At 65.7% G+C, this 22361-nt stretch carries 21 protein-coding genes; 10 read left to right on the top strand and 11 right to left on the bottom strand.

Annotated features, from left to right (window positions below; genetic code table 11):
- Positions 1 to 56 precede the first annotated feature (56 nt).
- Positions 57 to 467: a MerR family DNA-binding protein gene (locus tag ABDV78_RS11950; protein ID WP_035386054.1), complete on the top strand. Its 411-nt coding sequence runs from the start codon at positions 57 to 59 to the stop codon at positions 465 to 467.
- 21 nt (positions 468 to 488) lie between these two features.
- Here ABDV78_RS11950 and ABDV78_RS11945 read toward each other — a convergent pair whose 3' ends face one another.
- Positions 489 to 1349, bottom strand: a complete 861-nt coding sequence (locus tag ABDV78_RS11945; RefSeq protein ID WP_343527608.1) for a hypothetical protein — start codon at positions 1347 to 1349, stop codon at positions 489 to 491.
- 95 nt (positions 1350 to 1444) lie between these two features.
- The gene (locus ABDV78_RS11940; RefSeq protein ID WP_035386052.1) at positions 1445 to 2167 is read right to left on the bottom strand and encodes a tetratricopeptide repeat protein; all 723 of its coding nucleotides are present in this window, start codon (positions 2165 to 2167) and stop codon (positions 1445 to 1447) included.
- A 220-nt stretch (positions 2168 to 2387) separates the two neighbouring features.
- Here ABDV78_RS11940 and ABDV78_RS11935 point away from each other — a divergent pair, with 220 nt between their 5' ends.
- Positions 2388 to 2861: a hypothetical protein gene (locus ABDV78_RS11935; RefSeq protein ID WP_343527607.1), complete on the top strand. Its 474-nt coding sequence runs from the start codon at positions 2388 to 2390 to the stop codon at positions 2859 to 2861.
- Positions 2862 to 2964: 103 nt separating this feature from the next.
- On the top strand, positions 2965 to 4314 hold the full coding sequence (locus ABDV78_RS11930; RefSeq protein ID WP_051121453.1) for an AarF/ABC1/UbiB kinase family protein: 1350 nt from the start codon (positions 2965 to 2967) through the stop codon (positions 4312 to 4314).
- 6 nt (positions 4315 to 4320) lie between these two features.
- Here the strand turns inward: ABDV78_RS11930 and ABDV78_RS11925 are convergent, their stop codons facing one another.
- On the bottom strand, positions 4321 to 4740 hold the full coding sequence (locus tag ABDV78_RS11925) for a GNAT family N-acetyltransferase (RefSeq protein WP_206378509.1): 420 nt from the start codon (positions 4738 to 4740) through the stop codon (positions 4321 to 4323).
- Between the two features lie 284 nt (positions 4741 to 5024).
- Here ABDV78_RS11925 and ABDV78_RS11920 point away from each other — a divergent pair, with 284 nt between their 5' ends.
- From ABDV78_RS11920 to ABDV78_RS11910, 3 genes are all read left to right on the top strand, one after another.
- Positions 5025 to 5216: a hypothetical protein gene (locus ABDV78_RS11920; protein WP_170170647.1), complete on the top strand. Its 192-nt coding sequence runs from the start codon at positions 5025 to 5027 to the stop codon at positions 5214 to 5216.
- A complete protein-coding gene (locus ABDV78_RS11915; protein WP_156843857.1) occupies positions 5213 to 5908 on the top strand; it encodes a hypothetical protein in 696 nt (231 codons plus the stop codon). The genes ABDV78_RS11920 and ABDV78_RS11915 overlap by 4 nt, the downstream gene beginning before the upstream one ends.
- A 66-nt stretch (positions 5909 to 5974) precedes the next feature.
- Positions 5975 to 7168 (top strand): MFS transporter, encoded by a 1194-nt coding sequence (locus ABDV78_RS11910; RefSeq protein WP_170170646.1) that lies wholly within the window; start codon positions 5975 to 5977, stop codon positions 7166 to 7168.
- Here ABDV78_RS11910 and ABDV78_RS11905 read toward each other — a convergent pair.
- Positions 7165 to 8151: a helix-turn-helix domain-containing protein gene (locus ABDV78_RS11905; RefSeq protein WP_035386048.1), complete on the bottom strand. Its 987-nt coding sequence runs from the start codon at positions 8149 to 8151 to the stop codon at positions 7165 to 7167. The two genes, ABDV78_RS11910 and ABDV78_RS11905, sit on opposite strands and share 4 nt — an antisense overlap.
- Positions 8152 to 8289: 138 nt before the next feature.
- Between ABDV78_RS11905 and ABDV78_RS11900 the strand changes: the two genes are divergently transcribed.
- The 4 genes from ABDV78_RS11900 to ABDV78_RS11885 all read left to right on the top strand — a co-directional run bounded on the left by ABDV78_RS11900 (position 8290) and on the right by ABDV78_RS11885 (position 17636).
- Entirely contained in the window at positions 8290 to 8640 is a 351-nt protein-coding gene (locus ABDV78_RS11900) for an antitoxin Xre/MbcA/ParS toxin-binding domain-containing protein (RefSeq protein ID WP_035386047.1), read from the top strand.
- 56 nt (positions 8641 to 8696) lie between these two features.
- Positions 8697 to 9215, top strand: coding sequence for an RES family NAD+ phosphorylase (locus ABDV78_RS11895; protein WP_035386046.1), 519 nt, complete (start codon positions 8697 to 8699; stop codon positions 9213 to 9215).
- 253 nt (positions 9216 to 9468) lie between these two features.
- Entirely contained in the window at positions 9469 to 16914 is a 7446-nt protein-coding gene (locus ABDV78_RS11890) for an autotransporter outer membrane beta-barrel domain-containing protein (RefSeq protein WP_251652398.1), read from the top strand.
- Between the two features lie 245 nt (positions 16915 to 17159).
- Positions 17160 to 17636 (top strand): tyrosine-protein phosphatase, encoded by a 477-nt coding sequence (locus tag ABDV78_RS11885; RefSeq protein WP_035386045.1) that lies wholly within the window; start codon positions 17160 to 17162, stop codon positions 17634 to 17636.
- Between the two features lie 44 nt (positions 17637 to 17680).
- Here ABDV78_RS11885 and ABDV78_RS11880 read toward each other — a convergent pair whose 3' ends face one another.
- From ABDV78_RS11880 to ABDV78_RS11850, 7 genes are all read right to left on the bottom strand, one after another.
- On the bottom strand, positions 17681 to 17923 hold the full coding sequence (locus tag ABDV78_RS11880) for a hypothetical protein (RefSeq protein WP_016508785.1): 243 nt from the start codon (positions 17921 to 17923) through the stop codon (positions 17681 to 17683).
- Complete coding sequence (locus ABDV78_RS11875; RefSeq protein WP_035386044.1) at positions 17920 to 18318, bottom strand: hypothetical protein; 399 nt, start codon at positions 18316 to 18318, stop codon at positions 17920 to 17922. Before ABDV78_RS11875 ends, ABDV78_RS11880 begins: the two co-directional genes overlap by 4 nt.
- Positions 18319 to 18562: 244 nt before the next feature.
- A complete protein-coding gene (locus ABDV78_RS11870) occupies positions 18563 to 19240 on the bottom strand; it encodes a hypothetical protein (RefSeq protein ID WP_016508771.1) in 678 nt (225 codons plus the stop codon).
- A 34-nt stretch (positions 19241 to 19274) separates the two neighbouring features.
- Complete coding sequence (locus ABDV78_RS11865) at positions 19275 to 19832, bottom strand: hypothetical protein (protein ID WP_035386042.1); 558 nt, start codon at positions 19830 to 19832, stop codon at positions 19275 to 19277.
- 220 nt (positions 19833 to 20052) lie between these two features.
- Complete coding sequence (locus ABDV78_RS11860) at positions 20053 to 20529, bottom strand: SMI1/KNR4 family protein (protein WP_016508777.1); 477 nt, start codon at positions 20527 to 20529, stop codon at positions 20053 to 20055.
- Positions 20530 to 20537: 8 nt separating this feature from the next.
- On the bottom strand, positions 20538 to 21833 hold the full coding sequence (locus ABDV78_RS11855) for a PAAR domain-containing protein (RefSeq protein ID WP_016508756.1): 1296 nt from the start codon (positions 21831 to 21833) through the stop codon (positions 20538 to 20540).
- 13 nt (positions 21834 to 21846) lie between these two features.
- Positions 21847 to 22284 (bottom strand): DcrB-related protein, encoded by a 438-nt coding sequence (locus ABDV78_RS11850; RefSeq protein WP_035386041.1) that lies wholly within the window; start codon positions 22282 to 22284, stop codon positions 21847 to 21849.
- Positions 22285 to 22361 lie beyond the last annotated feature (77 nt).

Here is a 22361-nt window from a genome sequence, read left to right as displayed (position 1 = left end):
CTCCGATCGAGGTACCTGTCCCATATGGCATCCGTACCATGGTACGGAGTCAAGACATGACCGAGTGGACGATCGCGGGATTGGCGCGAGAAGGAGGCGTCGGGGTGGAGACGATCCGCTATTATCAGCGGCGCGGCCTGCTGGGCACGCCGGAGCGGCCGCAAGGATCCGGTAGGGCGGGGCGCATCCGGCGTTATGGCGAGGGCGATGTGCGGCGGTTGCGCTTCATCCGTTCGGCGCAGAATGCCGGCTTCACGCTGGAGCAGATCGGCGAGTTGCTGGCGCTCGACGCGACCGATGATCGGGCGCGGGTGCGCGAACTGGCGCAGGTGCGGATCGCCGCGCTCGATGCGCAGATCGCCGCGTTGCAGAAGGCGCGGGCCTCGCTCGATCATCTCGCGCACGAATGCGGCAGCGGGGCGGACGGGCCATGTCCGATCCTAGTGTCGTTCGAGCAGACGTCATGATCCTTCCCGGTACGGGGAGGATCAGTGGGGCAGATAGCCCGCTCGGATCAGAAACGCGTGGAGCGACGCGGGGAAACTCTTGAAATGCGGTCCCTTGTCAGGCTGCCAGAGATCCCCGCCCCGCTCATAATGCGCCAGCATCTTTGCCCAAGCACCCTTGAACCGTCCCGCCCGCGCGGCATCGGCGACATAGGCCGCGCATGCCCCGTTCCGATATCGTTCTTTCGACAGACAGCGCGGCGCCAGACGCGCCATGTCGGCGACGAAGACGGCGCGCAAAGCCGGGTCGCGGCTTTCGTCGACGATCCGGCCGTGCTCCACCGCGAATAGCCGGGGCGGGCGGGGGGTGCAGGCGTTGCAGCCGAAGGCGCTGTCAAAGGCGCCGTCCGACAGTTTCAGGTCGGTATACCCATCGCCCGACAGGTCGCGCGGTTCGTCGGCGATCTCGCCTTGCAAAAGCCCGCCCTGCAACGACCCCAGGGCAAGGACGCGATAGCCCGCCCCGCTCGGCACCAGGAACTGCACGCTCAGGTTGCCGCCCGATCCGCCCGACTGGCTTTCGACGATGACGCCGGGACGGGGGTCGCTGCGCCCGAAGCGGACGACCGCGATCCGGGCATAGCCGCTCTGCCGATCGGTCGTCACCGATAACGGCGTCACCCCGCCGGCGCGCACCATGACCCGCGCCTGGTTGTTATAGCCATCGCCGCTGCACCCGCCGTCACCGTTGGGATGCGCGGGGCAGGGGAGGGGCGCGACCTCCACCGTCACACCGTCCGAAGTGAAGGCGAGCGGGGCCTGGCTCGACGGCAGCCAGGTCTGGAAATGGCCGATCGGCACGGTGGGGACCGGCGTGGCCCCACTCAGAAGAAGCGCAGGCATAATCAGAAAACGCATGGGAATCACCCGAGGGGACAGGACCGTCCCGCCACGATGATGCGGGGCGTCGGGGCGTTCCGCAAGGCGACCTGGCGCGATCAGCTCGTCGGAGTGGAGGCCGGGGCCTTGGCGCGCTGCTGGGCGATATAGCCGAGTTCGTTCTGCGCCTTGGCATCATTCGGATTGATCGCCAGCGCGTCGCGGTACCGCTGCTCCGCCTCGGCATAACGGTGCAGCTCGGTCAGCGCATAGCCTTGGCAGCGTAGCGCCGCACCTTGTTGCATCGGCTTGATCGCGGGATCGGCGATCGCTGCGGCCTCGCTCGCCTTGGTGCAGATCGCGAGCATCCGCGGCCAATCCTTTTCCAGGCGGAGCAGCTGGCCATATTCGGTCTGGTACTGCGCATACATCGGCGCCAGCGTGAGCAGCCGTTCATAGATCGGCTTGGCCTCCGCGATTCGGCCGAGATCGACCAGCGCATAGCCCTTCAGGTAGAGCGCGGTGCAATAGCCGGGGGGCAGCATGACCGCGCCGACCTTGTCCTTCGCCGCCATCATACCATAGAGCAGCGTCTCCTGCAGCGACATGCCGCAATAGATCCGCCGGGTCTCCTGCGCATGGTCGGCCTCATAGGCGGCAAGGACGGGTGCCAGTATGTCGAGTGCCGCCTGGGGCTGGTGCATGCGCACCGCCTGGGCGGCCGCCTGGAGCTGCGGCGTCATCCGTTCGTCGAGCGACGGTGGTTTGGTGACGGGAGGCGGTGGGGCGGGGGCCGCCTGAACGGCTAGCACCAGCGCCGCGATCGAAGACAACAGGCTCATCGACACCCCGCTTTGGACATGCAGACCCCGCATGGTTCGGGACAAGCCTATACCATCGGCATCGGCGGATTCCTGACGGCATCATGACGAAGATGAAACAGGCGACGGGCATCCGATGTCTCGACCAATCGCGATGGCGGACATAGGATCGACCCATGGCGTGATAAGGACATTGTCTATGGGGGCATGGGGCGCATTGATCATGAGCTTCTTCGGTGCGGTGTTCGCCTCGATGACGCTGTATTGGGAATGGCACCTTCACGGCGTCGCTCTGGCTCTGCCCTTTTTGGGATTCATCCTAACCGGTATCGCCGCGAGCCGCGTGATCCGCACGCCGGGCGAGGGCATCAAGCCATCGCCGAGTGAAGAACGGGTCATCATGTGGAGCAGCATCGGCGAAGGCGTCGGTCTTTTCCTGGTCGCCAACATCGTCATGAACCTGCATCGGCCCGATCTTCTTTTGCCGTCGATGGCGCTGGTGGTCGGGCTGCATTTCCTGCCGATCGCCTTCGCCGCAGGCTTTCGTCCGTTCTATGGGCTGGGAACGGCGCTGATCGTCGCTGCGATCATGGGCTGCGTCGTCAAGGCCCCGACGGGCGGTGAAGTGGCGGGGTTCATGGCCGCCGGTGTGCTCTGGCTGGCATCCGGCATGGCCCTGCGTCGCGACGGATTGGCAAAGGCGCGTACGGCCTGACCGTTTTCCGGTCCGCCATCCCCATCGCAATGGTCGAGGGACGCTGACCAGGCGGAAGGCAAGCGCCTACGGAACCAACCCGCACCCCCGCCGCTATGTCGACATGGCAAATGGCGACGACCAGTCCGGCAGCGTGACCCACCGTGCCGTCCCCAGCGGCCGCTTTGCCCGGGCAGGCGCGTTCGGGCGGCTGGCGGGCGGGGTAGCGGGCGGGATGCTGGCCGAGGGCGCGCGCAGGCTGGCCAGCGGCGAGCGACCGAAGCTTGGCGATCTGATCCTGACCCCCGGCAATGCTGCGCGGGTCGCCGACCGGCTGTCGCATTTGCGTGGGGCGGCGATGAAGCTGGGGCAGATGATCTCGATGGATGCGGGCGACCTGTTGCCGCCCGAGCTCCAGACCATCCTCGCGCGGTTGCGCGACCAGGCATACCGGATGCCGCCCGCGCAGCTGGACAAGGTGCTGAAGGCGCAGTGGGGGCCCGACTGGCGACGCCGCTTTCGCCATTTCGAGGCGGCACCGATGGCGGCCGCCTCGATCGGGCAGGTCCACCGCGCGACGCTGCCCGATGGCCGGGTGCTGGCGATCAAGGTGCAATATCCCGGCGTGCGGGACAGCATCGGATCGGACGTCGACAATGTCGCGACGCTGTTGCGCGTCTCCAACCTGATCCCGCCCTCAATCGACCTGAAGCCGCTGCTCGAAGAGGCCAAGCGCCAACTCGCCGAAGAGGCCGATTATATCCGCGAGGCGGAGCGGATGCGCGCCTATGGCGAGCGGCTGGCGGGCGATCCGCGCTATGTCGTGCCGGTGCCCGAGGCTGCGCTGACCACGCCGCTGGTGCTGGCGATGGACTATATCCCCGGCCAGCCGATCGAGACCCTGACCGAGGCGGATCAGCCGACGCGCGACGGCGCGATGACCGCGCTGATCGCACTGGTGCTGCGCGAGCTGTTCGACTTTGGCATGATGCAGACCGATCCCAATTTCGCCAATTACCGCTGGCAACCGGACACGAAGAGGCTTGTGCTGCTCGACTTCGGTGCGACCCGCGACGTGCCGGCCGAGACCGCCGCCTCCTATCGTCGGCTGATCGCGGCGGGGCTGGCGCATGACCGCGACCGTATCCGTGAGATCGCGGTGGAGACGGGGTTCCTGGGCGAAAAGGCCGTCGCCGCGCACCGCCCGGCGGTCGACCGGATCATCGCCGCGATCGACGATACGATGGCGCGGCCCGGCCCCTTCGACTTTGGCGACCGCGCCTTCGTGCCGGTCGTGCGCGAGGAGACGAGGGCCATGATCGCCGACCGCGACACCTGGCATGTGCCGCATATCGAGACGCTGTTCGTCCAGCGCAAGATCAGCGGCACCGCGCTGCTCTGCGCCCGGCTGAAGGCGCGGGTGGATGTGCGTGGGCTGGCGGCCGAAGCGATCGGCGTGAAGGCGCCCGTCTGAGCGAACCTACAGGCTATAGGTCTTTTGGACGATCCTGTCCGACGAACGATAGGTCTGGAATCCCATCGCCTCATAATAGCGCAGGCCCGACGGATTATCCGCCCCGATAGAGGCGTCGATCTTCGCCAGTCCCGCATGGCGCGCGGCGCGGAGCGTTTCGGCGAACAGCCGCTTTCCGACGCCCTGCCTGTGGACATGCGGGCTGATATGCGTGCCGATGATGCCCCAGCCTTCGGGCGTATCATAAGGATTGCCGGCCATCGCCGTCTTCAGCGATTGAAACCCGATGATCCGCCCCGACGCATCGACGGCGACCGTGCAGCGAAGGCTGGTGGGATCTGCGAGATACCGCGCGATGACGAAGTCCGTATCGTGCGGGCGTTGCCGCCCCGTATGCGCGATGATGGCCTGAAGAACCCGGCTCATCCCCTCGGCATCATCGATGGACGCCGCCCGCATTTCCATTAGGCCACCCCCCCGGTTCGATACCCCATGATGAAATGGTCCGGGATGACCTGCAAGCGGTCCCCGCCCTCTTGCAATCCAGGGGAGGGGGCGGGGCTGTCCCCTGTCTCATCCGTGAGACGATGGCATTTGCCGCATGGGCACAGGGAACCCCTTGATCTAAAATTGTCTTCGTCGGGGCGAGGGCGTTGTGCCCAACCACCTCTCCTTCGCCCCGCGCCCCTTATCGGTAAAAGTCGACCATCGTGATCCTGCGCTTCCCCAAGATGTCGCTGGCCGGTCCGCTCGTGCGGACGCGCGGCTGGCAGAGGATGTTCGTCCTGTTCCGGGTCGTGACGCTGCAGGATGATCATCGCCGCCACATCCTGTTCTGCCGGACGGTCCGGTGTCGCTATTCGATGACCCAGCGCCGGTGGCTCTGGACCCGGGTCCGGTGATCATCGGACCGCATCCCATGGGCGATATCAAGCCCCCCGCCACGGACCGTGCGGCGCTGGGCCGGACGGCGGAGGATCTGTGCCGCAGCTTCGCCGCCACCCGGACCGGGCAAGGGTCCTGGGGAAGCTGGTCGCGGCTTCACGATCTGCGCGCGGGCCATCCCGCCTTCGTCCTGCGCCGGGGGGCCGAGGGACTGGGCCTCGATACGCAGCGCTGGGACATCAGCGGGGGCGAGGCCTGCTGGCCGACTACCCAGATTCTCAGCCTGTCGCTGCCCTGGTGGCGGCGCCTCGCCGAGCGCCCGGCCCAGCGTTGCCTGATCCCGGTGACCGCCGCCTGTGTCGCGTTGTCACCCTCGGGCGAGCGGGGCGGGCGGGCTGCCTGGTTCACGCTGCCGGGCGAGCCGCTGTTCACCGTGGCGGGGTTGTGGCGCGATCATACCGGCGGGCGCTGCTTTGCGATGCTGGGCTGCGTGAGTGGTCATGGCGCCTGGTCGAGCGCGCCGATGATCATCGCTTCGGAGGACCGGACGCGCTGGCTGGAAGGGGGCTGGGACGACATCTTGGCGTTGCAGACCGCCCCGCCCGCCGAACAGATCCGCATCGGGCTTTCCGACGCGCCGATCCCTGCCTATGACGGCAGAGGCCATGCCGGCGCCTGGAATCAGCGCCGCACCATGGCTGGGCGCTGACACGACAGGACGGGGCAGGATTTGACGCGAACGGCGCCACGAAAGGGTTATGGCGTCGCACTGCTGATGGCGTTGGTCCATATGCTGGCGGTGGGCGACCGTTTCCTGCTGTCCATCCTGATTGAACCGATCAAGAGCGCGCTGCGGCTGGGCGATGGGGCAATCGGTTTCGTCCAGGGTCCGGCCTTCGCCCTGGTCCATGGCATGGCGGTGATCCCGATGATCCTGGCCGCGCGCCGCTGGTCGCTGGCGCGGCTGCTCGCGCTGGCGCTGCTGGGGTCGAGCGTGGCGACGCTGGCCTGCGGGCTGGCGGGATCGGTCGAGGCGCTGGTCGCCGCCCGGATGCTGATGGGCCTGGCCCAGGCCGCGATCGGGCCCGCCGCGATCGGCCTGATCGTCCTCACCATGGCGCCGGCGCATCGCGGGCGCGGCATCGCCTTTTTCACCGCCGGTGCCTCGCTGGGGCGGGGACTGGCGATGATCGGGGGCGGCGGGTTGCTCGCTCTGTTCGCGGCACTGGCGCCAAGGATCGGGGTCGCACCCTGGCGACTGGTGCTGATCGCGGCAGGCCTGCTGGCACTGCCCTTCGTCCCGATCCTGTACCGACGGAAGGGAGCCCCGCGCGCCGGCCAGGCGACCGCGCGCATGGGGCAGGCGTTGCGGGCGATGATCGCCGATCGCGCCATGCTCGCCCCGCATATCCTGGCCGCCTTGTGCGCCGTGCTCGCGCTGCAATCGCTGACGAGCTGGTCCGCCAGCCTCTTGATCCGGCAGCATGGCCTGACCCCGCCTCAGGCGGGCATGCAGGTGGGGCTGGCGTTGATGCTGGCCGGGATAGCGGGGCACGGACTGGGCGGAGGACTGGCCGACCGGTTGGGGCAGGGGATGCGGGGCGGCGTCGCGCCGGGTTTGATGCTGCTGGGGCTGGGACTGTGCGGGTTGGCGCTCTGGCCGCTGACGCACAGCCCGTCGGTGGCCATGGCGCTGGCCGCGTTGGCGGTCGCGGTCGTCGGGCTGTCGATCACGCTGGCCAACGCCATGATCGGGCTGCAGGCGCGCACCGATCCCGATCTGCGGGTGGAGGCGACGGCGATCTTCCTGACCTTCGTCACCCTGCTCGGCACGGCGCTCGGCCCCTGGTTCGTCGGTCTGGCGAGCCAGGCGCTGGCGGGGCTGGCCAATGCGGTCGGCCGGGTGCTGGGCGCGACCTGTGTGCTGGGCTGCGGTGCCGCCTGGGTCGCGGCCCGCCGCGCCCGCTAGTCGAGTTCGCGCATCCAGCCATTCCAGCGCCGCGTGCCGGTCTCCACCCGGTCTCCCTGCGTCTGGCGCATGGTCCGGCGATAGCCGTCTGGATCGATCCCACGATCGGCGCGAAAGGCGCGGGTCAGCGCCCCGGCATCGCCCAGCCCGTAACGCCGCGCCAGTTCGTCCAGCGCGACCGCCTCCTCGCCCTCCAGCGCGCGGCGCACCGCGTCCACCCGGCGCCGGCGGACATGCTGCGCGATCCCGCCATTGCGCTGATAGAGGCGATAGAGCGTCGCGCGCGAGACGCCGACCCGCTCGGCGATGACCGCGCCAGTCAGATTGGGATTGTCGATCTCGCGCTCGATCAACTGCTCGACCGCCTCGCGCCGCAGATGATCCTGCCGCCGCGCCTCCACCGCCACATCGCGCGGCCCCCCCAGCGCGGTGGGCAGCAGTTCGATCAGCGCGCGGGCAAGCGCCCCGTCGTGCCGATCGTCGAGCGTCGGGGCATGGCGGACCAGCGATTGCAGGAAATCGCTCAGCATCGCCGTCTCGGGCGCGTGCACGACTAGCCCGTGCAGCGCGCCCAGGCTGCCCAGCGCCGCCAGCACCAGATCCCGTGCGATGCTGGCGGTGATCATGTGCAGGCCCTGCGCCTCGGTCCGGTGGCCGCGCCGCGTGTCGAGAAAGACGATATCGCCCGGCCCCGCCTGCTCGAACCCGCTGCGCGCATGGCCGGTCAGTGTCCCCGACAGGACATGGTGGAGCACGATATGGTCGAACCCATCGGCCTGGACCCGCTCCTCGCGCGCGTGCGCCATGCCCGACAGATGCCGGTCGAACAGCAGCATATGGCGAAACCGCCAGCCGGTGACGCGCGCGTGGAAGGGACCGTCCAGCCGCATGACATCGGCCCCTTGGGCATAGAGCTGCCGATACCCTGCAAAGGCGGTGTCCTCATTCATGCCTTCGCTGGAAAAACCGATGGTTTCCTTCACGCGGCTCCACCTGCGCCCATGGCCGTCCTCTCCTGACAGAATGAGGTAGAATAGGGGTTCTTTCGGGCCGATGCCACTCACGCACCGCCCTTGAAGCGAGGGCGCAGAACAGGCATATAACAGGCAAGGAGTTTGCACATGCTTGCCGCCTTTCTGGACGATATCCGCGACCACGACATGATCGCCCCCCGGCGCATGGCGGAGCGGCTGCGGCTGCCGCTGACCCGGCTGGCCAAGCTGGCGCAGATCAATCGCAACACCATGGCGGCCAAACCGGGCAGTCCCGCGGTGCAGGCCCGGCTGGGCGAGATCGCGCAGATCATCGCGCGCGCGGCCGAGCTGTCGGGCGACGAAGGCCGCGCGATCATCTGGTTCCGGCACCAGCCGCTGCCCGGCTTCGGCAAGACGCCCGAGCAACTGGTCGAGGAAGGCCATGCCGCGCTCGTCCTGCGCGACCTCGATCGCATGGCCGAGGGGGTGTATTCGTGAGCCTGGCGCACCGACGGCGGTAAGGCGCCGGTCCGTCGCGTCATAACTTCTCGGCCATGACCTATCCCCTCCGCCCCCTCCGCTGCCCGCTCTGGCGGATGCTGACCATCCGCTATCAGCGCGAACCCTGGTCGGGGGAGGGGGCGCGGCTCCATGGCGGACGCTGGAATCCGCGAGGCGTGGCGGCGCTCTATCTGGGCGCCGACCACGCCACCGCCATCGCCGAATTCTACCAGGGCCTCGCCAAGCCCGGTACGCTCGCTCCCTATCGGCTGGACGCCACCGCGATCGCGGACCTGACCGATGGGCAGGGCGGTGCGTGTGACGATAGGGTCACCCAGGCCATGGCCGCTCCCTGGAAACAGATCGCCGAGATCGAAGGCAATACCCCGCCGAGCTGGGCCCTGGCCACCAAGCTGATCGCGGACGGCGCGCAAGGTGCGCTGGTCCCGTCCGCCCAAAATCCCGGCGGGACCGCGCTGGTCCTTTGGCATTGGTACCGCGCGGGGGAGACGGGGGAGGGGGCAAAGCTGGAATTACTCGACCCCGATGGCGCGTTACTCTCTAGTCATTAGTTAAACCATGGAAAATCAACGACCTCCTCGATCAACAGACGATGTCTTGGAGTTCGTAAAATCTGGCATGTGCCCGATGGGATGAATGATGTCTTTCGGTAATTGATGAGGTATCGTTGAAGTCGAAAATCCTCCACATTGGATAATCCAGGCGCAATTGTCTTTATTTGGTCATACCCGCCAAGTCTGATTTCCCCATGGACATGACAGCGCCTTCATCCTAGGAAATGTCCGTCAATTGGGGGTTTCAAACATGATGAAGGCAATGCCGCGCGTTCGGCAGGTGAAGGCGCGCGCTCTGGAGTCGAGCGCGATTCTGCTCGCGGTGATGGTGGCCGGCCCAGCCTTCGCCCAATGTTCCCCCGATCCGACGCAAAGCAATGCCACCACGACCTGCACCGGCACCGACAGCAACGGGTTGAAGGTCACCACCTCGGGCACGACGGTCGATGTGGCGGCAGGTGCGGTTGTATTTAACACCGGCGCGCCCGCGATCGCGATCGAGATTCCTGTCACCAACTCCAGCTATGCCTATTCGACGCTGACCATTGGCGGAAAGATCGATGGCGGCAACCAGGCGGGCGTCCAGCTGACCCGCCAGTCGTCCAACAACAATTATTCCAGCGCGAACCTGACCATGACGGTTGCGGCAGGCGGCAGCGTCAGCGGCGCGAACGGCGTCGTAATCGGCCAGACCGGTACCGGCTATGGCAGCACGACCGCCACGATCGACAATAGCGGCACGATCAGTGGCACGGGCACCGGCACGAACGGCTATGCGCTGCTGTCGACGAACCCCTCCTATTCGGGCTTCTCGACGATCACCAACCGCACGGGCGGGACGATCGGCGCGATCAGCGGGCCCGTCGGTACACTTACCAATGCGGGCACTATCGATGGCGGTTCGCGTAGCGCGGTGGATACGGGCGCGACCTACAGCTCGGCGGTCTATGGTTTCAACTGGACCAACAGCGGCACGATCCGGAGTGCCAGCACCACCGCGACGCTGGCCAATGTTCGTACCTCTAGGCTGACCAATAGCGGCACGATCGCCAATACGGGCACCGGCGCGGCCATCACCGGCATCGGCGTGTCGCTGGTCAACCAGGCCGGTGGTCGGATCACCACCGCTGGCGCCACTGCCATTCAGGGCGGTGGCGGGGTCGACCTGGTCAACAACGGCACGATCGTCGGTGGCATTGCGACGATCGTCAACCAATATGGCTATGACACCAGCAATATCGACAATAGTATCGGCACGATCACCGGCGATGTTCGCCTGGGCTCGGGCAACGACACGCTGACTGTCGGCTATGCGGGCGGGGCGATCCGCACCGGGGTCAGCGGCACCATCGATGGCGGAGCGGGGACCGACACGCTGCGCGTCCGCCTGACCAGCGACACGACCCTGTCTTCCGCCCTGACGCTGCCGACCAATTTCGAACAGCTGACCCTGGTCACCGATGCCAAGATGATCGCCACGCTGGCGAACGGCTTTGCGACGACGGGGACCTTGCGCATTGGCGGCGACGGCACGCTCGTCAACAATACCGCGCTGAGCGGTGCCGGCACCGTCCTGGCCGACGAATATGCCTCATACCGCGCGGCCATCGTCAAGAATGTCGGCAGCATCACCGGCACGGGATCGCAAGTCGACACCTTTGCCGTATCGCTGGGTTCGGTGAAAAGCTTCGAGAATAGCGGCACGATCACCGCGACCGTGGGCGGCCTTTCGTTCACCTCGCAAGGCGGGGCCGTCAATTCGGGTACCATCACGGCGGGCGGGACCGCCGTGTCGCTGATCGGGAGCTTCGCCAATTCGGGCACGATCCGCTCGACTGGCGGGATCGGGGCGATATTGTCGGCGTCGTCGGGGGCCACCCAGACCAATAGCGGCCGGATCGAAGGCTCGACCGCCGGGGTTCAGCTGTCGAGCAGCCTGAACAACGGCGGCACGATCACCGCGACCGGGACCGGCCTGTTCATCAATTCCTATGGGCGGCTCAACAACAAGGCGGGCGGTGTCGTCACCGGGGGCACGCGCGGCATCGCGTCGAACGGCAATTTCACCGTGTTCAATGCCGAGATCGCCAATGCGGGTACGATCAACGGCAATGTGAGCTTCGGCGGGGCGTCGTCGGACTATTTCTACGGCAACAACATCTATTATGCGCTGCCCGGCGGTGTCCTGAACGGCAATCTGTCACTATCGAACAGCGACCTGCTGGTCGCCGAATTGGCGGGGACCAGCGGCGACCGCTTCGCCGGGATCAACGGCACGGTATCGGGTTCGGGGGCGGGGCTGCGCCTGCGTGTCCGCAGCGATGTCAGCACAACGCTGCCGACAAGCGCCACATTCGCCAAGATCGGCTATGAGCTGTTCGACAAGGCGACGCTGACCCTGAGCGGCACGCCCTCAGCCCGGGCGATGACCCTGGCCGGACAGGGCACGGTGGACCTGACCGCCGATATCGCCACCACCATGGGGGCGGCGATCTCCACCCTCTCACGCACGACGGCACCCGGCGAGGATTATGCCGCCAACGCCCTGACCATCATCAGCCACGGTACGTTGTCGCTGGTTCCGGCCAACACCAACCTCTATCTAGGCGGCGTCGTTCTGCTCGGCGATGGCGATATCTTCACCAACGCTGGCACCATCGCGGCGAGCGGGCGGAACACCAACGGCTATAACCCGATTGCGGCGATCTCGGGCGGCAAGACCGTGACCAACGAGGGCACGATCACGCTCGACGGCGCGGTCGGTGTCCAGGGCGCGAGCAGCTTTACGAACAGCGGGCGCATCGTCCAGGCTGCGAATGGTCGTGCGGCAACCGGCGTCACCAGGGTCGGCCTGCTCACCAACAGCGGCACTATCGAGGTGGGCGGCTCCGCCATCCTGTTCGACTATGATTTCAACAGCTATTCGACGACGATCGAGAATAGCGGCCGTATCGCCAGCAAGGGCGGCATCGCGATCACCCAGAATTATAATTCGGGCTATAGCAACATCATCCGCAACCTGGCCGGGGGCACGATCGCAGGCGCGACAGGCCAACTCGCCATCAGGACCAGTGGCGGTCAGGTCGTCAATGCCGGTACGATCACCGGCGACGTTGATCTGGGGTACAGCACCTATGGCGGTCGTTCCTACGTCAGTGCGGTCTATACCAACAATGGCGGGACGCTGACCGGCAATCTGCGCTTCGGCGATGGCAACGACCTGTTCGTTGAGACCGATGGTCAGTCAGGCGTCACCGGCACGATTGACGGGGGCAGTGGGACCGATACGTACCGCCATGCCTTCACCAGCTCGGCGACCGCAGCACTGGGCAAGCTGACCGCCATCAATTTCGAGCGCGAGGACGTCCAGGCGATCGGTGCCGATACTGTCGTTACCATTGGAGCCGATGCCGCGCTGGCGTCGCTCGGCATCCGCGGCGATGGCCAGATCGTCAACACCGCCAATGTCGATGGCGGCATCACCATCGGTGACGTCGACTATTCCTATTATTATCCGCGCTCGGAACAGCAGACCATCCTGGCGGCGCTGACCAATCAGGCTATCGTCAAGGGCGCCATCATCGGCCAGGTGTCGCGCTTCACGAACGGCGGCACCGTCGGTGACGCGTCGCTGCGACGGGCGGCCCTGTCGATCAACGCCGTCGGCGACATGACCTTCGCCAATTCGGGCGCCATTCTGAACGACGGCAATAATCATAGCGTCAACCTGTCGGTCACCGAAGGGACGATCACCGCGACCAACAGCGGCACGATCGCCCAAGGGATCAACGCGTCTGCCGGGAATTACAGCGTTTACAGCACGACAGCACCTGAGGCGCCACAGCCGCTGAAGATCGCGCTGACCAACACCGGCACCATCGCAGCCACGCTTTCCGACGGGCGACCGGCCGTCCTATTGCAGCTCAACGACTATCGGGGTGTGGGCGGGGCGATCCAGTTCGACAACAGCGGCACGGTCACGCAGGGCGTCAACGCCTATGCCAGCCGCTACTATCTGGTTGCGCCGGTGTCGGACGCCTTGCAGCCGCTCAGCATCGCGCTGACCAACAGCGGGTCGATCGCGACCACCTCGGATTACCGGACGGCTGTCGTGCTGGGCATCGACGATTATGCGAGCACAGGCGGGGCTATCCGGCTCGATAATAGCGGCACGATCCATGCCGCTGGCGTCGGTGGCTATGGCGTGCGAGCCGGATACTACACCAGCACCGCCTTGGCTGACGCCCAGACCATCGCCATCGCCATCACCAACAGCGGCACGATCCGCGCCAATGGCGGCGGCCAGACGATTGTCGATCCCTATGCGGGCGCCAGTGTCCCGCAGGATCGCGATGCGCCGAGCACCTATATCGCAGCGGCTGTATCGGCCTTTGGCAACGGTAAGGGGACCGCGACGATCACCAACGCCGCAGGCGGCACGATCGAGGCGACTGGTACCCTGTCCGTCGCGATCAGGACCAACGGTGTGGCGCTCGACCTGACCAATGCCGGGACCATCCGTGGCGGTGCGGGTACCACGCTGGCCTCGAATGACAGCCTCGTCCGCCAGATCGGCACCACCTATCTGGCGGGCGCGATCCAGACGACCGGCGCGGTCGACAACCGGATCGTCAACACCGGCACCATCATCGGTTCGATCGCGCTGGGCGGGGGCAATGACTGGATCGAGAATTACGGTCAGGTCCAGGGCGAAGTGTTCCTGGGCGCAGGCGACGACAGCTTCCTGCACCGCGCCAGCGCGACGCTGACCGGCACGGTTGATGGCGGTACGGGCACCGACAGCCTGGTCATCGATGCGACCGGGGGCGGGACCGTCAATGGCGACCAGTTCGTCAATTTCGAACGCTTCAGCCAGACCGGCCAGGGCAATGTCACCTATGCCGGGGCGTTCAACTTCGACACGCTGAGCCTGGCGGGGGGATCGGTGACGGTCGCGGCGGGGCAGACGCTTACCAGCACCGGCGCGGTCACCATCACCGGCACCGATGCGGCCGAGACGGTGACCAACAACGGCACCATCGCCGGATCGGTCGTGCTGGGTGGCGGCAATGACCGCTTTGTCAATGCCGGACTGGTCCAGGGCTCGATAAGCCTGGGCGATGGCGATGACGGCTTCGTCGAGGGTGCAGGGGCCAGCGTCGTGGGCGGCGTTGATGGCGGCGCGGGGACCAACCTCTATACTGCACTGCTCAGCGGCGACCGTGCGGGCCTCGGCCAGCGCAGCAATTTCCAGCAACTGGCGGTGACCGGCTCGGGCACGCTGTCGCTGACGCTCGACCAGAGCTTCGACACGGTCGCGCTGGCGGGCACCGGCCTGAACGTGGCGTTGGCGGGCAACCGCATCGGCGCGGTCACCGGATCGGACGCGGCCGAGCAGCTGCGCGTCGATGGCGACATCGCCAGCGTCGCGATGGGCGCAGGCAACGACCTGCTGGCGCTGGGCACGACCAACGCGGCGGGTCGCTATGAGGGCGGCACGGGCACCGACACGCTTGCCTTCACCGCCAATGCGCCGGTGGTGCTGAGCGGATTGGCGACGGGCTTCGAGAATGTCGCGCTGACCGGCAACGCGCTGATCGTCACCGGCTCGCTGGGTTCGGCGGGTGCGCCGCTCAGCTTCGGTGACGGCGATCAGTCGCTGACCATCGCGCGCGGCGCGACGCTCGCCGGGATCATCGATCTGGGCGCGGGCAATGACGCCCTGCGTCTGTCGGCGGGCTCGATCCTGCAGGGCACGGTCGCGGGCGGTGCTGGCAATGACAGCGCCACGCTGGAACTGGCGGGCAATCAGACGCTGGCGGCGGACACGCTGACCGGGTTCGAGACGCTGGCGAGCGAGGGCACCGGCACGCTTACGCTGACCGGCGCGCAAAGCTATAATCAGGTCAATGCCGCGACCGATCTGACCATCGCGGCGGGCAGCAGCCTGACGGCGGGCCAGGTCGCCTTCACCGGCGGCAATCGGCGCTTCACCATCGCCGGCACTTTCGCCGGCGCGGTCGATGGTGGAGCTGGCACCGACACGATCGCGCTGTCGGGCGGCACCGCAGCCACGCCGGTCGCCGTCACCAATGTCGCCAATATCGAGGCGCTGGCGATGACGGGCGGCTATGCCGCCGTGTCGGGCCAGGCCGCGTTCGGCTCGGTCGACATTTCGAGTGGTCGACTGGTCGGCTTGGCGGGCTCGGCGATGAGCGCGACGCAATTCCTGGTCCGCCAGGGCGCGACCTTCGGTTCGGCCGGGACGGTCAACGGCAATGTGACGGTTGCGGGCATCCTCAGCCCGGGTGCCTCGCCGGGCACGATGACGGTCAATGGCAACGTCACGCTGGCCAGCGGGTCGCTGTCGTACTTCGAGCTGACCCCGACGGTGTCGGACAAGCTGGTCGTCAATGGGGCGATGACGATCGGCAGCGGATCGACGCTGCAGATCGTGTCGAGCGGGGCGATTCGGCCCGGCACCTCCTATGACCTGATCGTCGCCAGCGGCGGGATCAGCGGCAGCTATGCGAGCGTCCAGAAGCCCAGCGATCTGTTCGGCTTCATCGTCCAGCGCGCCGACCGCATCCAGTTGCTCGGCCAGTTCCTGGGCGACGCGCGGTTCAGCCCGCAGGTCGCGCGCAGCGTCGACTATGCCAACGCCACGCTGGTGAAGCAGCCGGCGACCAGCACGCTCTTCGCCGCGCTGCCATCGCTGCTGACCGCCTCGGGCGTGTCCGATCCGCGGGGCTTCGCGCAGGTGACGCCCGAGGCCTATGCTTCGGCGACGCAGATTGGTGTCGACAATGCATTGGGCCTGACCCAGGCGGCGCGCGGACCCGCCTTCGCCACCAATCGGACCGAGGCGGGTCCGTTCACCTTCGCCCAGACGCTCGGCCAGTGGCACACGCTGGGTGCCGACCGGGCGCAGGGGACCAGCGCGGCGCAGACGCGCGGCTATGGCTTCCTGGGCGGCGTCGGTTACGGCGACCAGCAGTGGATGATCGGCGCGTTCGGTGGCTGGCTCGACACCCGCCAGTCGATCGCCCCGCTCGCCGCCTCGACCCGCGCCGATGGCGTGGTGGCCGGCGTGCATGGCCGCTATTCGATGCCGAACGGCTTCGGCTTCGGCGCATCGATCATCTATGACGGTGCGCAGGCACGGACCACTCGAGCGCTGCCGGGGGCCGCGACCCCGGCGTTCGGCCGCTATGACCTGCACAGCCTGACCAGCGACATCTCGGTCCATTACACCGCCGAGATGGCGGAGGGCTGGGCGCTGACCCCGCGTGCGGGCCTCACCTATCTGCGCACCATCCGCGCAGGCGTGGGGGAGACGGGGGGCAGCCCCTTCGCGCTGAGCGTCGCACGCGATCGCCATGTCGCGGGCTTTGCCGATGCCGGGCTCACGCTCGGCCGCAGCGACACGTCGGACGCGCCGTTCCGCCCGTTCGTGACGCTGGGCGCCCGCTACCAGATCGAGGGCACCCGCGCCCTTGCGCTGGGCGGCTATGCCGGGGGCGGGCTGGGCCTGGTCGCACTGGGCGCCCAGCGTGCGCCGCTGGTCGGCACCGCAAGCGCCGGCGTCGCCTATCGCTTTGCGAACGGCGTCGACCTGTACGCCACCGGCAGCGCCCAGACCGGGCGCGACGATCATCAGGAAACGATCGCGGCGGGCCTGCGCCTGCGCTTCTGAGGCGTGCGACCCTAAGCAGGGGCCAGGGGGGTCGGGGCGGGTATCCGCTCCGGCCCCCTTCCTTTGCCGGCAGCGGTCAAGATGATGTAAAAGTCATCAAGATTGCGGCCGACATCCTTCAAAATGTCATTACCCCGCAATGATCCGGCACCAAGGGTCCGGCCGATAATTCTTGGGGGGAATCACATCATGCTCTCGTTCAACCCGCGTTTCGCGGGACGACTTCTTGCGTCCAGCGCCTTTGCATGATGCCGCCCGGCGACCCTTCGACCCAGACCAGGGCGCAGGTGGTGACGGCGATGAGTGCGAGCTATCCGAAGCTGCTCGACCAGTTTCAGGGGCAATATACCCGCATGTTCGCCGAGCTGCTGGCGGGCCATGCCCCGCTCGCCTTCCACTGCACGGCGGGCAAGGACCGAACCGGCGTCGCGGCCGCGCTGCTGCTGACCGCACTGGGCGTGCCGAGGGCGACGATCATCGAGGATTGCCTCCTCTCCAACCGGCATATGGCCCCGATGGCCGCCCACCCGACCGGCTTCTGGGCCAAGCTGTCGCCCGAAGCCGCTCGCACCTTCGCCGGGGTCGACCGCCGCTGTATCGACGCGGTATTCGCCGTGACCGACCGCCATCCGGGCGGGACCATGGGGTATTTGAAGGACGAACTGGGCCTGGGCGCCCCCGAGATCGCGAAGCTGCGGGCGCTGTATTTGACGAAGGGGTGAAACGGAGGCTGGCGGGCGGCCGCGACCACTGCCCGCTAGCTGCATCAGACCGGATCGATCGCGGAGTCCGTCCGGTGATGCACATAGGCGGCTGTCCGGGTCGCAACGTCGCGGGCCAGCGCGATCAGCGCGTCCTCGTCCCGCAGGTATAACGCCACGTCCTCGGACGGAACGGTGATGGTGAACTCATACAGCCCCACGCCCCCGACGACCACGGTCAGATAAGCCTGCCCGTCCCGCTCGAAAAGCGTCGCGATATGATCGCGATTGCGGGCGAGGATCGTCATGTCAGTTCTGCGATCTTGTCGCGAATGAACGCCTCGAAGGACAGGGCCATGCGTCGAAACGTCGCATTGGTTGGATCGACCTCGATCACCTGCCAATCCCGGGTATCAAATCCGGTGTTGAATCCTTGCAGATCATCACCGACTAAGGCCACCATTTCGAGCCCGTCCTCGACATCGCCGTAAATATCATCGGGGCCCACCAATCCATCATAGAGTTGATAGCGGCCACCACCCAGAATCCCCGTCCCAACTTTGACAAGGAAATCGATGAAATCATTCGGTATCCCAGGATATTCTTCCCGCAACGCGACAATTCGTGTCCCGGATACGGGCATCAGGCTTTCGTAAACAGCGCCATTTTCCTTGTCGCGAACAAGATCCTGATAGCGCGCCAAACGCGGACTCCTTCCTGGAAACATGGCAGGGGCTCACGGTCGAAAAGGCGCAGGCGGTGGGACTGTGCTCAGCCATGATCCTTTTCGTAAAAAATTGGTGCTCCCAGTGTGACGGGGTCGATCGGCTCGCTTCGACATATGAGATTGGCACCTTGCCCCTGTTCGAGCAACGTCTAGAAATCCGGCGCAAGCCATGGGGCCATTGCCATCAAGGGACAGAGAGCCGGTCTATCAGGATAGTGCGTCAGGGGCGGAACCAGCCGGGGTTCGGCCGTTCCGGTTCTGGCGGGGCTTGACGCGGCAGGCCTGGATGGGGCGGGTCGAGCCGCGGCTTCTTGGCGGCATAAGGGCGCCACTCCTCGAACAAAGATGCCGTGATGTCCGTCATCCGGTTGTCAAAATCCGGCACGTGACATTCCAGCACGGGATTGGCCAATCCCGTCTGGCGGCGTTGCAGGGGGTTTGCAGAGGGCCATTCCCCCTTGAGCCGCAACGCAGCGCCGCGTGCGTGCAGGTCGTCCATGACTTCCCGTTCCTCGATCGGCAACTCGGACCAGATCGCCTGGGCATCGGCGTATAGATCGTCGATCATCGACAGGAGTAGCGGAACGTGGCGCGGCTTGATGAGGCCGATCCCCTTCATCACCAGATATAATCGGTGGAGCGGGGCCTTCACGCCCGGAATAGGATTCAATTCCCCTGATCCGACCAGATAGAAAACTGTACGCGCTGCCGCCGGTATCGGCAGGCGCTGCGCGAGGATATCCAACTTCAGCCATGCCAGCGTCAGCAGCAATCGGCCATCCGGCGTATCATTGGTCGGCACCCGCCCGGCCAGCGCCTTTTCAAGGGCCGAGATGGCCGCCAGCGCATCGGCATATTCCTCGGCGATACCGCCATCGTCATCAGGGAGTGTGCCCAACGCCGAAAAGGCTGAACAAGCTCCCGTTTCCCGATCAATCATGGCTTAGTGCGGCAAAACGCTGGCCGACCCGCATCCGTGCCTGGTACTGGATGGCGAATACGACATATTCGAGGGCCGGAATGCTAGGCGATATCGCCAGCGTGGAACGCGCTCCGCGATCCTCGATGTTTTCCAGCCGGGGCGGGCGGGCTGCCCCGTTGATCGCAAGGCCTGGCGTTTGGCCGTCCTGCGAAACCTGAGTCCGATCGATCCAATGCTCCAACCGGGGCTTATCAGCCGACGAAATTTCGTGCAGAATTGCAAGATTGTCGACACGGTCGAACGTCGCCCTGACGATCCCCAGAGCCATACGCAGGCCGGTTTCAATCATGGTCGTCCCATTCGGTGCCGGGATCGTGATACGGGCGCGGTAGTCTCCATCGTCAAACCGTGCATCGTCATATTGCACGATCATCATATGATCTCCGGGTGGTGATTGCCATGTGATGGCATAATCTTCCTCGCCGGCACCTTGCATGCTCAGGAATCGCTCAGTCCGCTTCAGGAGGTCGGCATAGAAGTCATTCAGAAAGGGCAAAATTTCAATCATATGATGATTTGTCGATCGCATCCTGCACACTGTAGCGTTCTTTTACGTCAGCCGGATCGACCAGCCAATATTGCTTGCCACCGCCCGGTTGATCGAACCAGGGAGCGATATCGGCTTCCTCGACCGGCAGATTCTTTTTGACGGTGTAGGCTCTGGGGGATCGATCTGGATTGGCTCCACGGCGTCGGCATGGTCAGTCGCGTGTTCGCTGATCCTGCGCTCAGTCATAATCCTTTTCGTAGAAAATGGGCGCTCCCAATGTTGCGGGATCAATCGGCTCGCTTCGACAGACAAGATCGGCTCCTTCCCCCTGTTCGAGCAACGCCTTCAGATCGGGCGCGAGCCAGGGGGCATCGTCGTCGAGGAACAGCGAGCCAGTATCGACCAGATATAATCCCGCGCCGCTTGGCCCATCGCCATGGATGATCAGTTCACCACCGCCATTGTCACCGATCGCGACCGCGCCAGGCAGATTGACGGATACGCCGTAAGCCTCGTTCATGCCTATTGCTTCATCCGGTCCCCACAGGCGTAATTCGCCACGCAAATTCCATAGCAGCACGATCCCCGTCGCTTTGTTCACCAACTCTACGTAGCCAGACGGCACAGGTTCATATTGCTGGACGAAGCGCGCGATATCGCTAGGCGTGGCAGGCGGGCCATAGGAAAAAATGCGATAGTTTTTGTTTATATCCATGACGCCCCTCAGTACCCCGCAACTGGAGTGTATGGAACATTCAATTTATCAAGCATCTTATATTGCCGGTCTAAAATTTTACTTATAGTCTCATCGCTATACCCGGCTGCTTTATAATCTTGAGCGGTAAATTCCAGCTCCTCATCCAAGGTAGAACTCCATTTCCCTTTCCCATCGGCTAGCCGAGCTGCCGCGCGGGCATTTTGGCGGTTCGAAATGATCGTATGCTCGAAAGGCTTGGTAGCGCCAGTTTCGATAGTCTCTGCTGGCGCAAGACGGTCATCATAGCCATATTGCCGTAGATTTTCTTTAGCCCACTTACCTTGAAGACCATGATTGGCTTGCAATCTACCTCCGCCAGGCCCTTGTCCGCGAGGCTGTGGCCGGGCATCCTTATAGGTTTTGTTGAATAGTATATAGGGGTCGTTCGGCGAAAGACCTTCAGATGGTGGAATACGCGACTTGACCGAGAATGCCCCGGCACCATTCATGCTCAGAACATTAGGGTTATATTTGATCTCATAATTCTTGTTGAACCACTGCGTGCCCTTCGTCCCAGCTACCCCGCCGACCATCCCGCCCAAGAAGCCGCCCGCCGTCTCCAGCGCGCGTTTACCCGCTTCGGACAGGCCCAGCGCTTCACCCAGCGCGCGGCCGCCCTTGGCGCCGCCATAGGCGCCGACCCCGCCCAGCACCGCACCACCGATCGTCGCGGCCACGCCGACCGTCGCGATGGCGAACGGCAAGGCCGCGATCGCGCCCGCCACGCCCAGTATCTGCAACCCCGTCACCGCCCAGGCGGGGACCTCGGGCTGAATCTCGACGCGCGGGTCCTGGGCGCTGTCTCCGCCGATGAAGACGTTGGGTGAGACCTTCGCCACCGACACCGCGCTGCACCCGACCTTTTCGCCTTCGCGGCCCGCCATGCCGGTGTTGATGAAGACGCTCGACGATCCCGTCGCCAGCGGTATCCGGCCGCTATCCTTGTCGCAGGACGCAAACGAGCCCGCCGTGAACAGCGCGGCCTTGCCGTTGATGAAGACGTTGGGCGACCCGTCGGTGAACCGGCCGCAGGGCGGCCCCATCGACGCCTCGCCGATATACATGCCGCCCAGTCCACCCGCCGACACCATGCCCGCCGCAGCGCCTGCGGCCGCCACCAGCGCCAGCCCGCCGGTCGCCACCGTCGCCGCGACCAGCACCGCGCCGACTGCCGCCCCCGCCAGCACACCCAGCAACATGCCGGTCCCGGCATTGCTGTGGGCGATCTCGTCGCCGACACGGGCCGCGGGGCTGACGGTCATGCCGGACGCGCCGTCAGTGCCTCTGCGCCGGTGCGATCACCAGATCGGCCAGCCCCTGGCGGAAGACGGGCTCATGGGCGTCATAATCCGCATCGGCCGCGGTCGCGGTGAAGGTCACGACGACGCCCTCCGGCGCGGCGATGAAGAACACGCGCTGGCGCAGCAGCCCCGCCCCCGACATCCAGTCGAATTCGATCTGGAAGGCATCGAAGTCATGGACCCGCCCGGGTCCTTCCTGGCGCCGATGGAAATGGGGCAATGCCGCCCTGAAGCCGTCGATCTGGCGATTGCAATATTCGCGGAACGTCTCGCTGGCGCCCAGGGCGTCGCGCGCGATGACGATGTTGGGCGCGATCGCCTGTCCGGGCAGAAGGGGGGCGGAGTGGACGATCATTGTCTTGTCCACCCACCCCGCAGGGCGCTGGCCCGTCACGGTCACCGGTGCTTCCATTCACTCGCTCCCTCGTCCGTCATTCGACTTTAGGCTGGAGCGGTGAGATGGTGCAATTGTTCATCGCTTTTGGCCGG

The organism is Sphingomonas sp. (assembly GCF_039594485.1).
GTDB lineage: Bacteria > Pseudomonadota > Alphaproteobacteria > Sphingomonadales > Sphingomonadaceae > Sphingomonas.
The sequence above is the reverse complement of the archived record's forward strand: the minus strand, read 5'-3'. Positions and strand labels throughout refer to the sequence as shown.

Bases quoted from the DNA above. Each gene is read 5' to 3' on its own strand.
- ABDV78_RS11860 (WP_016508777.1), bottom strand. From the start codon at position 20,529: ATGGATATAAACAAAAACTATCGCATTTTTTCCTATGGCCCGCCTGCC.
- ABDV78_RS11850 (WP_035386041.1), bottom strand. From the start codon at position 22,284: ATGGAAGCACCGGTGACCGTGACGGGCCAGCGCCCTGCGGGGTGGGTG.
- ABDV78_RS11945 (WP_343527608.1), bottom strand. From the start codon at position 1,349: ATGCCTGCGCTTCTTCTGAGTGGGGCCACGCCGGTCCCCACCGTGCCG.
- ABDV78_RS11855 (WP_016508756.1), bottom strand. From the start codon at position 21,833: ATGACCGTCAGCCCCGCGGCCCGTGTCGGCGACGAGATCGCCCACAGC.
- ABDV78_RS11880 (WP_016508785.1), bottom strand. From the start codon at position 17,923: ATGACGATCCTCGCCCGCAATCGCGATCATATCGCGACGCTTTTCGAG.
- ABDV78_RS11890 (WP_251652398.1), top strand. From the start codon at position 9,469: ATGATGAAGGCAATGCCGCGCGTTCGGCAGGTGAAGGCGCGCGCTCTG.
- ABDV78_RS11925 (WP_206378509.1), bottom strand. From the start codon at position 4,740: ATGAGCCGGGTTCTTCAGGCCATCATCGCGCATACGGGGCGGCAACGC.
- ABDV78_RS11930 (WP_051121453.1), top strand. From the start codon at position 2,965: ATGGCAAATGGCGACGACCAGTCCGGCAGCGTGACCCACCGTGCCGTC.
- ABDV78_RS11900 (WP_035386047.1), top strand. From the start codon at position 8,290: ATGCTTGCCGCCTTTCTGGACGATATCCGCGACCACGACATGATCGCC.
- ABDV78_RS11940 (WP_035386052.1), bottom strand. From the start codon at position 2,167: ATGAGCCTGTTGTCTTCGATCGCGGCGCTGGTGCTAGCCGTTCAGGCG.
- ABDV78_RS11910 (WP_170170646.1), top strand. From the start codon at position 5,975: ATGGCGTTGGTCCATATGCTGGCGGTGGGCGACCGTTTCCTGCTGTCC.
- ABDV78_RS11895 (WP_035386046.1), top strand. From the start codon at position 8,697: ATGACCTATCCCCTCCGCCCCCTCCGCTGCCCGCTCTGGCGGATGCTG.
- ABDV78_RS11950 (WP_035386054.1), top strand. From the start codon at position 57: ATGACCGAGTGGACGATCGCGGGATTGGCGCGAGAAGGAGGCGTCGGG.
- ABDV78_RS11865 (WP_035386042.1), bottom strand. From the start codon at position 19,832: ATGATTGAAATTTTGCCCTTTCTGAATGACTTCTATGCCGACCTCCTG.
- ABDV78_RS11885 (WP_035386045.1), top strand. From the start codon at position 17,160: ATGATGCCGCCCGGCGACCCTTCGACCCAGACCAGGGCGCAGGTGGTG.